Annotated in this window: 13 protein-coding genes; 4 read left to right on the forward strand and 9 right to left on the reverse strand. The window is 49.7% G+C overall.

What is annotated here, in order from left to right; translation table 11 throughout:
* Positions 1–10: 10 nt before the first annotated feature.
* The 9 genes from FCL47_RS10360 to FCL47_RS10400 all read right to left on the reverse strand — a co-directional run bounded on the left by FCL47_RS10360 (position 11) and on the right by FCL47_RS10400 (position 9,694).
* A complete protein-coding gene (locus FCL47_RS10360; RefSeq protein ID WP_136813430.1) occupies positions 11–670 on the reverse strand; it encodes a bifunctional 2-polyprenyl-6-hydroxyphenol methylase/3-demethylubiquinol 3-O-methyltransferase UbiG in 660 nt (219 codons plus the stop codon).
* A gap of 14 nt (positions 671–684) precedes the next feature.
* Positions 685–1,950, reverse strand: coding sequence for an oligosaccharide flippase family protein (locus FCL47_RS10365; protein WP_136813431.1), 1,266 nt, complete (start codon positions 1,948–1,950; stop codon positions 685–687).
* Between the two features lie 56 nt (positions 1,951–2,006).
* On the reverse strand, positions 2,007–3,977 hold the full coding sequence (locus FCL47_RS10370) for a nucleoside-diphosphate sugar epimerase/dehydratase (protein WP_240744204.1): 1,971 nt from the start codon (positions 3,975–3,977) through the stop codon (positions 2,007–2,009).
* 7 nt (positions 3,978–3,984) lie between these two features.
* A complete protein-coding gene (locus FCL47_RS10375) occupies positions 3,985–5,829 on the reverse strand; it encodes a U32 family peptidase (protein ID WP_136813432.1) in 1,845 nt (614 codons plus the stop codon).
* A gap of 22 nt (positions 5,830–5,851) precedes the next feature.
* Positions 5,852–6,202: a DsrE family protein gene (locus tag FCL47_RS10380; protein WP_136813433.1), complete on the reverse strand. Its 351-nt coding sequence runs from the start codon at positions 6,200–6,202 to the stop codon at positions 5,852–5,854.
* Between the two features lie 60 nt (positions 6,203–6,262).
* Positions 6,263–6,820, reverse strand: coding sequence for a DOMON-like domain-containing protein (locus FCL47_RS10385; protein WP_136813434.1), 558 nt, complete (start codon positions 6,818–6,820; stop codon positions 6,263–6,265).
* A gap of 26 nt (positions 6,821–6,846) precedes the next feature.
* Positions 6,847–8,424: an MBL fold metallo-hydrolase RNA specificity domain-containing protein gene (locus FCL47_RS10390; RefSeq protein WP_136813435.1), complete on the reverse strand. Its 1,578-nt coding sequence runs from the start codon at positions 8,422–8,424 to the stop codon at positions 6,847–6,849.
* A 128-nt stretch (positions 8,425–8,552) separates the two neighbouring features.
* Positions 8,553–9,377: a class I SAM-dependent methyltransferase family protein gene (locus tag FCL47_RS10395; RefSeq protein WP_167496455.1), complete on the reverse strand. Its 825-nt coding sequence runs from the start codon at positions 9,375–9,377 to the stop codon at positions 8,553–8,555.
* Between the two features lie 116 nt (positions 9,378–9,493).
* Positions 9,494–9,694, reverse strand: a complete 201-nt coding sequence (locus FCL47_RS10400; protein WP_136813437.1) for a cold-shock protein — start codon at positions 9,692–9,694, stop codon at positions 9,494–9,496.
* Positions 9,695–10,185: 491 nt separating this feature from the next.
* Here FCL47_RS10400 and FCL47_RS10405 point away from each other — a divergent pair, with 491 nt between their 5' ends.
* The 4 genes from FCL47_RS10405 to FCL47_RS10420 all read left to right on the forward strand — a co-directional run bounded on the left by FCL47_RS10405 (position 10,186) and on the right by FCL47_RS10420 (position 14,091).
* A complete protein-coding gene (locus tag FCL47_RS10405) occupies positions 10,186–11,022 on the forward strand; it encodes a sulfide/dihydroorotate dehydrogenase-like FAD/NAD-binding protein (RefSeq protein WP_136813438.1) in 837 nt (278 codons plus the stop codon).
* An 82-nt stretch (positions 11,023–11,104) separates the two neighbouring features.
* Complete coding sequence (gene gltA / locus FCL47_RS10410; protein WP_136813439.1) at positions 11,105–12,517, forward strand: NADPH-dependent glutamate synthase; 1,413 nt, start codon at positions 11,105–11,107, stop codon at positions 12,515–12,517.
* Positions 12,518–13,228: 711 nt separating this feature from the next.
* On the forward strand, positions 13,229–13,588 hold the full coding sequence (gene ndhC / locus FCL47_RS10415; protein WP_136813440.1) for an NADH-quinone oxidoreductase subunit A: 360 nt from the start codon (positions 13,229–13,231) through the stop codon (positions 13,586–13,588).
* On the forward strand, positions 13,579–14,091 hold the full coding sequence (locus FCL47_RS10420) for an NADH-quinone oxidoreductase subunit B (RefSeq protein ID WP_136813441.1): 513 nt from the start codon (positions 13,579–13,581) through the stop codon (positions 14,089–14,091). Before ndhC ends, FCL47_RS10420 begins: the two co-directional genes overlap by 10 nt.

The following is a 14,091-nucleotide window of genomic DNA, read 5'->3' on the forward strand; positions in this document are numbered from 1 at the left end:
CATTTCGCGGTCAATTTTTGCCACGCAACATGGCGCGAAAAATATACTGACTGGCAAGAAACTCGGAAAAGAGGCCAAGGGTAATAAGATTAAATTTTCCAGAATTTAAAGAGATATCAAGACTTGTCCGTTTTGTTGCCTCAATCGTTAATCCCGCACTATGCAACAGCTTCACGGCAGAACTTCTGGTAAAGAAGCGAAGGTGTGTTTTATCAATTATGCCGCGTTCGGTATAATCGAATTTACCAAACAAAAGAGGTCCAACCAGGGAAAAGTGCCGCGCATTCGGCAAAGAGATTATTACCCTGCCACCGACGCTGAGATGTTTCTCCGTCAGTCGTGTGAGCAAAGACCACGGATCGACCAGATGCTCTAAAACATCCAGCAAGAGAATAAGATCGAATGTACCAATGGTATCTGGCAGTGTCTGTTTCTCAACATCCATACAATAGACGAGATCAATGTTGTTGCGAGCCTCATCAGCCGCCTCTGGAAACAATTCAATGCCAACGGTCTCGGTACAGAGCTTTTTTTTCTTCAGCATTGCCAGCGTCTTCCCCGAACCACAGCCAATTTCCAGAACCCTCTGCGAAAAATTCGGGATAAGCTCAAGAATATCGGTCCGCGTACTGGAAAAATAGTCCGCCTTTTTATCGTGATAGTGTTTCATTTACGCAACAATTATCAATTTCGTTTTTTGCTCATCAGTATCAAGGCCAGTGTATCCATGGTCGCGCGGATGCTCCATGCAACGGCACAGCCAATTATGCCAAATTCAGCAATAAGATAGACGAGAAGCACCATATAAAAGGGCAATTCAATGCAGTGTAAAATTGCCGTCTGCTTCACACACCCCCTGGCGTGTAATAAAGAAAAATACATTGCCCCGATCGTATTAAAAAAAACGCCAACACAAAGGAGCTGCCCTACCCGAACAGACTCTTCTGTTATCCGCTCGCCGACCCACAAGTGCAATAAGGTTGGCATAGCGTAGGCGAGCAGGGACAATACAACAAACATTACCCCGACGATGCGAGCCAGCCAGAGGTGAAATACGGCCATCGCCTGTTCCGGTTCTTTGTTGAGCAGATTTGTCACAACCGGAAAAATGACCGTAGTAAGGGCCCCGGCCAGAATAAGGGTCTGCGTAGTGACCTCATATGGAATTACATATAGCGTAACTGCTGTCGCTGATACATAAACGCCGACAAAAAAACGGTCCGCCTTGACCATTATCGGACCGACAATACTGGTGATTGAAAACCATCCGCCGAATCGCAGTAAGTTTTGCGCGTGACGCTTGATATATTTCCCGCGCGCAAGAGGACTGTTATTAAAAATGCAACAGTACGCCAGATGCCTGAAGATGGCTAATGCCAAAAAACGAGAAAGCACCAGTGTCGCAACCAGCCAGTATACTTCTGTTGTGTACATTGCCACCAGGTACGGGGCGCCAAAATTGGCCACCCCCAACGCCGTCCGCAGGATATTGATACCCCTGAAATTAAGATAGGCTTCGTTGACACCGCGATAGGTCGCGCTGATAGCCTGCATCGGTAAGGCTAAGGCGAGCAAAATCATTGAAACTTCAATCTCACCGGCCGGTACGGTTTCAACATGGATAAAGCGATATGCACCGCTCAGGGCAGCTAGCAAAATTATCAGCATCCCAATCATGCCGGTTATTGTCGTTATCCTGATTGCCGTTGCAACCACATCGGGGATCTCGTTTTCCCCTGCATTATTCCGCAATAACGAGACACGCTGTGTCGTCGCACGACCGATGCCCAAATCCAACATGCCGGCATAGCCGATTAATCCCCAGGCCAATGCCAGAAGACCAAATCGCTCCGAGCCAATACGGGTAAGCAGACCGGGTATGGCGATAAGTGCCATGAACAAAGGCAGACCAAGCCCCATCAGGTTCCACAAAATATACCTAATGCGCACTCCAAACCTCGCTGGTCTCATCCCCCAGTCCTACCGGACTGGATTGCATTGGAACGTTAAGAAGATGCATGAAATGCCTGAACAATCGATACCGCCTGCAGATCAGGCGTATATTCCGGAAGGATCTCCTGCAAAATTTCTTTTATACCGCGGGCATCATAGAGAGTGGCCTTTTTTGCTAATTGGCGAAGCAGCTCCTCCATTTCCGGCTCTGACTTTCCATTTCCAAGCAATACCATGATTTTTTCATGTTTTGTCGGCACAATGCCTTCACCTTCCGTAATCAACTCTTCATATAATTTTTCACCCGCACGGAGTCCGGTATATTCTATTTTGATATCTTTTTCCGGCTCATACCCCAACAGTTTAATCAGATCACGGGCCAGGTTCACAATCTTCACCCGCGCTCCCATCTTCAAGATGAAAATCTCACCACCTCCGCCCATGGCTCCAGCCTGAAGGATAAGCTGCGCTGCTTCTTCTATCGACATAAAATAGCGGGTCATCTCTGGATCGGTGACGGTAACCGGCCCACCTTTTTCGATCTGTTGTTTAAAAAGAGGGATGACCGAGCCGGAAGATCCGAGAACGTTGCCGAATCGCACCGCCATAAAAGCCGTATTATTTTTATTACCTGCAGAGGAATGTGCCGATTGTTCGTGACAATAGGCGAGCATAAGCAGCTCGGTGACCCGTTTGGTCGCACCCATGACATTGGTCGGCCGCACCGCCTTGTCGGTTGAAACGAGCACAAACCGTTCGACTTTATGGGCGATGGTTGCTTCAATCAGACCTTTTGTGGCAAATACATTGTTGAAGACTGCTTCCCAGGGGTTTGCTTCAACCAGAGGCACATGTTTATACGCTGCGGCGTGAAATACCACAGAAGGTGCATATTCAGTAAAAATTGCATTGAGCAATGGTTGGTTCTGAATTTTACAGAGAACTGGAACATAGTCATGAAAGTGATGATCATGGTGCAGTTCCATCTGGATTTTATAAAGATTCTCTTCGCCTGCATCCAGCAGGATAATCTTTTTAGGCTCAAACCGGATGATCTGCCGGCAGAGCTCAGAGCCGATGGACCCTCCGGCCCCGGTGACGAGTACCGTTCGACCGGTCAGATAGCGGCCGATTTCCTCTTGATCCAGATGGACGACGGGCCGGCCGAGCAGATCTTTGTAGGCGATTTCCCGACTGGAGGTGACACTTAATTTCCCCCTGATGATTTCACCCATGCTCGGCAGGACCTTGAATTTCGTCTCTGATTTCTGGCAGAGATCAACGATCCTCTGCATCTGTTCGGCGGTCGCAGATGCAACGGCGATTAAAAGTTCGGCCGGCCTGGTCCTGGCGATGCACTGCTGAAGATTATCCAGTCCACCGACCACGGGGATGCCGTGAATTTTCAACCCCTGCTTGCTTCGATCGTCATCAACGAGGCCAACGACCTCGTACGGTACGTTATTGTTATCTCTGATTTCACGAATAACTTTTTCGGCAGCAGCACCTGCCCCGATGAGCAGCAGCCTTACCTTATCCTGTCTTGCCACATCATGAACAAGCCAGGGCATCTGTTCTTTATTCTGCAGAAAGAACCGGATCGTACCGCGATGCAGACAAAGCAGCAGAAAAGTAAACACCCCGTCCATGACGAAAACCGATCTGGAAAATCCGATAAATCGATTAAAATAGAGAACCGACATAATAATAAAGCCTGACGAAACCGCGACAGCCTTGGTTATATTGAGCAGATCGGTAGTGCTCGCATAACGCCACATTCCCCGATAAAGGCCGAACATGTAAAATATGGGGATCTTACAGAGAATCATGAAGGGCAGGACGCTTGCAATCTGCGGAATCCACCAAGATATCTGCGAATCGAACCGGACCAGATAGGCAAGAAAAAAAGCAGCAACGATAAGAACGATGTCTACCAGGAGAACTATCCAGAAATTTCTCCTCCGGGCAAGAGTCCACAGAAGGCGGGGTTGTTCTTTCAGCCTTTTGATAAAAGTCATTTCCATGGACCAGTTATTTCCCCTCTCGCGAGGGGTGTTTTCGTACAGTCATTTCGCATTTTGCACAGTCAAATTCAAGTAGATAGGCACCGGTATTATCCATAATGGTTAACGGCCCAGCCGACTCGTCGCGATGGCTGGTCATTTTGGGACATGTTTTCAACTGGGCCCTGACACAATACCTGGTGGTCATCAGGGCGCAGTTTTCAATGTCCGCTGCCCGGAGCGTTGTGCTGTCAATTTTATGCACGCCATGCCGCCGGTAAAATGCCGCAGCTCTTTTATTAGCTATATTATCGAAATAACTGACCTCTTTTGCCGGCCAGGGGAAATCATTGGCGATGATTTCAATACGTTCAACCACGTATTGCCGGATCCTTGTCGCCAGATGATGGTCCAACCCTTTACGCCGTAGATCATTAAAAACCGCGGCGGGAAAGAAAAGTTCTGGATCAAGATCCACGGAGACCTGTTCAATTGAGAAAACGGAACCACCACTTTTTCTCAGTTGCTTTTCCGCCACAGCTGCTATCATTCCAGCTTGTTTGGCCACCGCTTTTTCTGCCTTGACATCGGTTGTCGATTCTATGCCGTCTTCATCTCTTATCAGCAGCTGCAACCCATCGTCAGTCTCTTTTAGCTTCAGCTGTGCTGCAATTGTTCGGCACTGCCCGCTGTTGGTCAGCAGTTTATTGAAGACCGTATCGGAGTTGCGGTATACCATAGTTCCAACGGGAAAGCCCACTGGATCTTTGGCATATATTTTACCATTTTCAACCCGGTTCACTCTTATCCCGACCAGACCTCGTGCACCATCAAAATAACAGAGCCCGTCGCCGTTGCTGATGAGCTGCTCCGTTGCCACACTAAAATACTGTTTTTCGGCGTGCACAACCTGCCCCAGCATCTGTCCTGTTGATTTCGGGCTGTCAATTGCGCCCGGCGTATTGCGCCGTTTATTCAGAAAATATTCCGTCGATCCCCGATTGAATGATTTTTGCGGATCCGGGGTAAAACCAAAACTGCACCTGCCGGACGAAGCACGTTGCAGGTCGGTATTTGCATCAATTATTGTATCGAGCGCCTGACGGTAGTAGGCGGTCACATTTTTCACATAATTCTCATCTTTAAGGCGGCCTTCTATTTTAAAGGAGCTGATCCCGGCATCGATGAGCGCGCCCAGATGGGCCGAAAGATTTAAATCCTTGAGGCTCAGCAGGTAACGATCTCTCTCCAAAATTTTTCCCTGTCCGTCTTTCAGGGTGAATTTATGGCGGCAAAACTGGGCACATTCTCCTCTGTTGGCACTGCGCCCGGCCATGACCTCGCTTATATAACATTGGCCACTGTAAGAAACACAGAGCGCGCCATGCACGAAAAACTCCAGCGGGACACTCGTGGCCTCGCGAATCTCTTTGATCTGGGTAAGGCTCAACTCCCGGGCCAATACCACCTGGGCAAAGCCAACCTTTTCCAGAAATCGGACTTTCTCCACCGTCCGGTTATTCATCTGGGTGGAACTGTGCAGAGGGATTGGCGGCAGCTCCGTCTCCAGTAATCCGACATCCTGGATGATGAGTCCATCGACGCCGATTGCGTAGAGCTGATGACAGAGCTTGACGGCAAGATCGATTTCGTGATCGGTTAAGATGGTATTGAGGGCAACATATACTTTTGCCCAAAACTGATGCGCATGAGCCACCAGTTTTTCAATATCGGCCAGGCTGTTGCCGGCAGCGGCCCTGGCGCTAAACTGTGGGCCTCCGATATAGACCGCATCGGCGCCATGGTTTATCGCGCTGATGCCGCAGGCAATATTTTTGGCCGGGGCCAGCAATTCAATTTGTTGAAACAGCATGGTGGGATACGTTTAGAGCCGTTCAGAACGAGATTACTTGATACCCGTCGCGGACAAAGCCCTCAATGGATGGATGTCCCTGCATATCGCCGACAATTGCCAGGCCCTGCTTTTCCGCCTCAGCCAGAGTCCCCATTTTCTGGGAACACGCCTTGCATATACAGGTAAGCAGGTTTTTGTCACGAAGTTGACTGTAGAGGTTGGCAAAAGGGGCACCGGTTTTGGCCAGCTCGGTAATAAGGCTGGTGGCAGCGCCTTCAATCACCACCTTCACCTCATAGCCTTTTTTTTCAAAATCAAGGGCATAGAGCATAACATGGGCAAAACAGGTGAGTTCCCCATTATAGGCAAGCAGGGCGATTTTTTTCATCATTGACTCCGTTCAGGGTTCTGTTCTCGTTCCCATGCAGCGCATGGGAGCGAGCCTACTGTATCATTTATGTACTCCGGATAACACCATACTAAAACTTGCCCGATTATGAAAGTCCGGTTCCGGTCCAAGGTGATCAATGGCCCAATAGCTGATGCTTCCCCGGGTATCCTGTATGACACTGCTGACCGCCAGCTCAAGGTCGGCCGAATCGTCGACGAGAGCCTGGCAGTCAATGGCGCAGCCAAGCGAGAAAAGAGCACCATCGGCGGCAACATGACAAACAGGTGGATCGACCTCTGCTTCCTCCCGCATGCCGGTACGGTAACCCGTAAAGCGATAGATATTCCAGCAGCCATTTGGACTCAGATTCACTTCCCAGTAGGCGGGGTCACCCGGAATTGCAAAAAATAATTCAAAACAGGTGTGCCGCCACAGTTCCTGACAACGCCCGGTACTCCGGGATGTTCCAAGCCAGTTCACCCATTCCAGACCACCTTGCACCTCGAATGCTGCATGAAGTGCCCCGGATTGCCTGGCTATTGATCCGGAAATGGATATGGTTTCGGTCACCGATCCGGCCGCAAACGGATAAAGCTTGAATTCTTGCAACGAAGACATACCCTTAAGAGCTGCAACTGGCATCGCTATACCGTCAGGCTCTGCCCATGCAGCGGGACTTCAACGGTAAATCCCTCGCTGCGGAGATATTCCGCAAACGCAAAAGACTGCTCTTCTTCACCATGGACCAGTGCAATTTTTTTGATTGACAGGTTCGACTCTTTCAGCACCCTGGTCATTTCCTTCCGGTCCCCGTGGGCACTGAAACCACCCAGAGTCACCACTCTTGCCCGCAGCGGGTAATCCTTGTTATAAAACCGGACGACCGGAGGGTCCCCCTTCCGCCCATTGGCGGCATATTCTTCGCCTTTTTCCTGCAAATTTCTGCCGAAGGTGTTTTGTCCCATATAGCCAACGATCAGCACGGTATTTCGTTCGTCATGGATCTTATGCCGGAGATGGTGCAGTACCCGCCCGCCCTCACACATACCCGATCCTGCGAGGACAATGTGCGATCTGGTATCGCGGTTCAGCGCCATCGACTCCTCAACCGTCTGGACAAACTGCAGCTGTTCAAAATCAAAAGGGTTGATGCCGTTTCTCAGGAAAGTCTCATGGGTCTCCTCGTCGTAGGTCTCCGGGTGTTCACCAAAAACGTTGGTGATATTTGTTGCCAGCGGGCTGTCTACCCAGACCGGCATCGGCGGAATTTCTTTGGCCAGGAAAAGTTCATGAATAAAATAGAGCAATTCCTGGGTACGGCCGTAGGCAAAGGCCGGAATAATCACCGAACCACCCCGGTCGAAGGTTTCGATTAAAACTTTTTTCAGCAGCGGCTTCATGTCGACTACCGGCTCGTGAAACCTGTTTCCGTAGGTGCTCTCCATGATCATAAGATCAATATTTCGGTGTTCTTCAGCAAAATCAAGGGTCGGATCATTGATGATCGGCTTATCAAAGCGCCCCAGATCACCGGAATAGAGCACCGTTTTCGTCTGACCACCTGCCTTATACTGGATGACGGACATCGCCGAGCCGAGGATATGACCGGCATCATACAATGTACAGGTGAGATCCTGACCGATGGTAACAGTTTCGCCTAACGAGATGCCTTGGAAATATTCTAAAGACTCTTCTGCCTCCGCTAAGGTATACAAAGGTACAATAACCTCCAGATGATGGTCGCGCAGCAGTTGTTCGGCGACTTCCGTGCGCAGATCATGGTCTCCCGATTTCAAGAGAGCCTTAATCTCCTGCTGGTCGGCCTGGGAGATCTCTGTTTTTCCTCCGCCGGTTTTTATCTGGGCCAAAAAAACTTTGGCTGTTTTATAATTGAGATACGCAGCGTCACCTTCCTGAATCTTCGCCGAATCCCTCAGCAGATAGGCACTGGCATCCGCTGTTGCCCGGGTGCAGAATATTCGTCCGCTGAATCCATCTTTGACCAGCATGGGTATGCGGCCGGAATGATCGATATGGGCATGGGACAGCACCATGTTGGTCAAAATTTTCGGATCAATAGGGAAAACGCGGTTCTTGGCCTCGGTTTCCTTTCTCCTGCCCTGAAAGAGGCCGCAGTCGAGTAAAATATTATCCTGGTCGGTTACCAGGGTGTGAAAAGAACCGGTAACCTCTCGAGTAGCCCCATAGAATGTGACGTGCATAGATTCTCCTTAAGGGATAAATAATACAACTATTTCTAAGTCACTAAAGACCCTGACATCGCATTATTTCTTAACAATTCGTTCGACAAAACTCAACAGCCATCCATTGAAGCAATGTAATCATTATTTCACGAAATTCGGCTATCTATACAGATCCGGTAGATATTTGGCGCACAATGCCCGCAGCGGGTGATGGTTGACGAGAGGACCGTCCGACCGCAGGCGGCGGATGCATCGCTGATTTTCGCAAGCGACTGGTCATACAATGCGGTTCGCTGCATATCATAGAAATGCAAAACACCGTTTGCCTTCAATGCCTGCAATGCGCATGATAAAAATTCTGCACCCCTGGTGGGCAGGGGCATGATCACCCGGTCAAACATTGCCGGCAGAGTCGGCACCACATCCCGCACATCGCCGAGATAAAGCTCTATGTTCTTGTGGTATTTGTTGCGGCTCAGGTTTGTGACCGCATAGGCGTGGGCCTGAGGATTTTTTTCTATGCCGATGATGGTTCCGGCTTGACTGTGCCTGGCAATGACCAATGGAAAAGGGGCAATTCCGGAAAAAAGGACCAGAACCGACTCCCCTGGCGCGACCAGAGAGGCAATTCTCCTTCTTTCATTGCCGCTTCTGACCGAATAATAGACGGTCTCCGGATTGACCACCAGCCGGACGCCGAATTCTTTCACCTCGGTCTCTTTTCGTTTTTCGCCGGCAAGAATCTGCAGCGGCAGAGTTCTGAATTCGCCGCCGTAATAACCGGCTCTTTTGGCGACAACTTTGATCTTGCGGTTACTGGCCAGGATCGCTGTGGCAATAGTCTGTTCTTTGGCGGTCAGCGCCTCCGGAATGATGACAATGGCAATATCGCCCACCACATCATAGGCGCCTACCAGGGCTTTTAACTCTCTTGCCGAAAGACTCTCCGCCAACCGTTTCTTCAGTTGCATCTGCAAAAATCGGCCACCCATAAAAAAAACAGCGCCAGAGAACCTTGGAAAGTTCCCATGACGCTGTAGCAATCAAAGTCCAATCCCAATGAGGCTTGGACTATGGGAAGAACGTGTCAGATCTTGACTACATTCTCCGCAGCGGGGCCTTTTGCTCCGTCCACAATATCAAATTTCACCCGCTCTCCTTCCTCAAGAGACTTGAAGCCTTCCATCTTGATCGCCGAATGATGAACAAAAACGTCCTTTCCCCCATCTTGCTCAATAAAACCAAAACCTTTAGAGTTATTGAACCACTTCACTGTTCCTTCTGCCATGACATACTCCTTTGACACAAAATGCAATTATGACTTTTTTTGTACCATACAAAAGTCAGCCTGTTTTTCCTTATACCCTTACTGCCATAAAATAAAAATAAAAAAGTTTATTTTTCACTCTAAAATAACTGATTGATAGCGTTTTTCACCCAACCAAGGCAACAAGATGCGCGGGGCAATGGCGTCGCAATTTCAACTGCCGCCCCGTTCACAGGAAAACGAGCCAGTCCCGTATACGCAGAAAACCGTTATCGTTTACCCGTGCCGAAGATGGGCGGATCTGGTCTTTAAATGGTACCAGTTACACATGAAGGCCAAATACAGAACAGATCCGTCGCCGATTGACAGTTACCTGCTCCATGACACTGCCGGCACAACAATAGAGGTTGATTTAATAACGACTTTATGATTACTTATCCCTGGAAAAATCGCCTAAAATCGAAATATTTTCTGTCTGTAGGATTCAATGTTTTTTACACTTGGAGGGAAAAATGTTTAAGATTGTGAAACGCGAAGAAATGGCTGAAGGGACTGTGATTCTCAATGAAATCGACGCCCCGTTAATAGCCAAAAAGGCAAAGCCTGGCCAGTTCGTCATCCTTAAAGCAAACGAGGAAGGCGAGAGAATCCCCCTTACCATGGCGGACACCGACCCGGTAAAAGGCACCATCACCATTATCTACATGGTTGTGGGGAAATCAACCGCCCTCTTCAGAGATCTCAAGGTAGGCGATTCCTATCAGGATGTCATTGGTCCTCTCGGCAAAGCGACCCATCTGGAAAAAGTCGGCAAGGTTGCCTGTGTCGGCGGCGGTACCGGTGTTGCCGTACTGCACCCGATCACCCGCGGCCTCAAACAAGTCGGCAACGACGTCCTCTGCATCATCGGCGCACGCAACAAAGGACTGCTGATGATGGAAGAACAGATGAAAGCTGCCTCCAATGATCTTCGCGTTTGTACCGATGACGGCTCCTACGGCCATCACGGCTTTGTTACCGATGTCCTCAAAGAGGCCCTTCAAGCAGGAGATATCAAGCTGGTCGTCGCTATCGGCCCTGTTCCCATGATGAAAGCAGTCAGCAATCTTACCAAAGAATTTAATGTCGAGACTATCGTCAGCCTCAACCCGATAATGGTTGACGGTACCGGTATGTGCGGTGGCTGCAGGGTTTCCATTGGCGGTGAAACAAAATTTGCCTGCGTCGACGGCCCTGAATTCGACGGCCATAAAGTAGATTACGATGAGTTAATCTTAAGACTCAGAGCCTACCAGGAAGACGAGAAAAAGTGCCTTCAGGATTACTGCACTATCCGGGATGCCAAATAACCAGGCTCCCCGTTTTCCGATTCGAGGTTAATCATTTGGTGAATTTATTTTTCGTGGCTTACGATTTTCTACGGAGGACATTATGGCTGAAACAGCAGATAAAAAAGTGACCAATACACGACAACCCATGCCTGAACAGGACCCCAAGGTCCGTGCGCGAAATTTCCTTGAAGTACCTACCGGCTACACCATGAAAATGGCCCAGGAAGAGGCCGCCCGTTGTCTGCAGTGCAAAAAACCCGGCTGCGTCAGCGGTTGCCCGGTCGGGGTTGACATCCCGGGATTTATCGATCTTATTGCCCACGGCGATATGACTGGTGCCATCCGCAACCTCTGGACCAAAAACGCCTTGCCGGCAGTGTGCGGCCGGGTCTGTCCGCAGGAAATACAGTGTGAAGGGAAATGTATTGTCGGCAAAAAAGGCGAGCCCGTGGCTATTGGCAATCTCGAGCGCTTCTGCGCTGACTATGAGCGGGAACACGGCACCGGCGAGCTGCCGCCGAAAGCCGCCCCGACCGGCAAAAAAGTGGCCGTAGTCGGTTCCGGCCCATCGGGATTGACGGTGGCCGGCGACCTCATCACCAAAGGTCATGACGTGACTATCTTCGAAGCCTTCCATAAGCCGGGTGGCGTTCTGGTATACGGCATCCCTGAGTTTCGTCTGCCAAAAGCCATTGTTGCCCAGGAGGTTAATTTCCTGGCACGACTGGGGGTTAATGTACAGTGCAATGCCGTTGTCGGCAGAACGGTCTCACTCGACGAATTGCTCGAAGAAGGTTACGACGCCATCTATGTCGGAGTCGGTGCCGGTCTGCCACGATTCATGAATATCCCCGGTGAAAACCTGGTCGGGATTCTTTCGGCCAATGAGTATCTTACCCGGGCCAATCTCATGAAAGCTTATCTGTATCCAAAAGTTGACACGCCCATCCCCATCGGCAAAAACGTAGTGGTCCTGGGTGCCGGGAACGTGGCCATGGACTCGGCCCGTACGGCCATGCGTCTTGGTGCGGAAAGTGTCAAAATTGTCTACCGTCGTTCCCGGGAAGAGATGCCTGCCCGTAAAGCTGAGATCCACCATGCGGAGGAAGAAGGTATCGAACTCTTCCTGCTGACCAATCCAACCAAGTATCTCGGCGACAAAGACGGTAGACTTACCGGTATGGAGTGTTTGCGCATGGAGCTTGGTGAGCCCGATGCCTCCGGCAGACGTCGGCCGGTCGCCATCAAAGGCTCCGAATTTGAAATAGCCTGCGACCTGTGCATCGTTGCCGTCGGCTCCGGAGCCAACCCGCTGCTGACCAGCGAGACACCCGATATGCAGTTAAATAAATGGGGTAATATCGTGGCCGATCCCAAAACCGGCAAAACCACGAAGAAAGCAGTCTGGGCCGGAGGTGACATCGTCACCGGCGCGGCAACGGTCATTCTGGCGATGGGCGCTGGCCGTGATGCCGCCAATTCGATGCACGAATACCTGACTCTCGGATGGTAACTGGCCTTCGCCCGTCTGCCAACTGATCTCTTTTTGCCGGCGATCCTGTCACAATCCCTATCGACAGGATCGCCGGAGCCATCTCATGCCCTGCCAATCTTGCCCCTTTCGCCCATAGTTGTGTTCTCACTGCAAAACCGGCACAGCGCACCACCCGAGCATAATCAACTCTGAACATTTTTTTTACTGTTTTGAATAACAAACTCCCGTCAGCCATCCCTTTGAATTTTCGCTATTAAAGCATTTTCTTAAAATCCGTTTTCAGGATCTTTTTCCTTGTCAGACCAAGAAAAACATCCTTTCCAAGACAGGATCAACCTTGTGCGTGCTGTGCGCTTTTCGTGCTCGTTTATACCGAACGATGTTGGTTTTTTTGTTTCTACCAAAGCAATAGTAGTCTATCACATTAATATATATGTTATTTTTACATTTTCATGACAATCCCCTTGATCACCCGCTTCACCCCGGCGAGCCGCCCAAAAAGACCAGAAGCGCCAACATGCAAGCACAACATGCACATTACGATCAACGACAAAACAGCATAACAAACCACCAGAGAAAACTTTAAGTACTTGTTTGCTATAAAGAAATAATTTCTTGACAGGGAATAGAGGGTCCTGTTAATGAATGGTTATTCATAATTCATTTTGTTTCGGTGTGTGCTGTTAATCGGCCACATGGTATGGAAAAAAGCAGTGAGAGGAAAAAACAATGTCAACGGAACTGGTTTTCTCGACAGTGGCACTGATAGGTCTTGCCGCTCTTGTTCCCCTCATCATGGTCGCAACCACGGTTTTGGGACCGCGCTCCAAGGGGAAAATAAAAAATGAGGCCTACGAGAGTGGTATAGGTCCTATCATCGGTACAGTTGACCAGAAATTCAGCGTCAAATTTTACCTTCTCGCTATTCTTTTTTTGATATTCGACATTGAAGCAGTGTTCATGTATCCATGGGCTGTCAGTGTCCGTGAACTTGGCTGGTTCGGATTTACCGAGATGGTCGTCTTCATGCTGCTGCTTCTCACGGGACTCATCTACATTCTAAAGAAAGGGGTGCTCAATTGGCGTTAGGACTCGAAGCAAGCCTCGGCGACACAGTCATCACCACAAAACTGGATGAGTGCATCAACTGGGGTCGGCAATATTCACTGTGGCCATTCATTTTCGGCACCGCTTGTTGCGCTATTGAGTTTATGAGTGCAGCGGCGAGCCAACATGATATCTCCCGTTTTGGCGCTGAAGTTGTTCGCTTCTCTCCGCGCCAGGCGGATCTTTTATTGGTCTGCGGCACCATCAGTTACAAGCAGGCACCTATCTTAAAACGCATCTATGAACAGATGCCTGATCCGAAATGGGTCGTTGCCATGGGCGCCTGCGCAAGTTCCGGTGGGATATACGACAATTACTGCACCGTTCAGGGAATTGATAACATAATACCCGTGGATGTATTTATCTCGGGTTGCCCTCCTCGGCCGGAAGCTGTGCTGGATGCCCTGATTGCGATCCAGGACCAGATCAAAGGCGAAAGTGTACGAAAAGATCGCCATAAAGACTTTAAAGGGATTCTCGACTGA

It is taken from the genome of Desulfopila sp. IMCC35006, from assembly GCF_005116645.1.
Classification (GTDB): domain Bacteria; phylum Desulfobacterota; class Desulfobulbia; order Desulfobulbales; family Desulfocapsaceae; genus Desulforhopalus_A.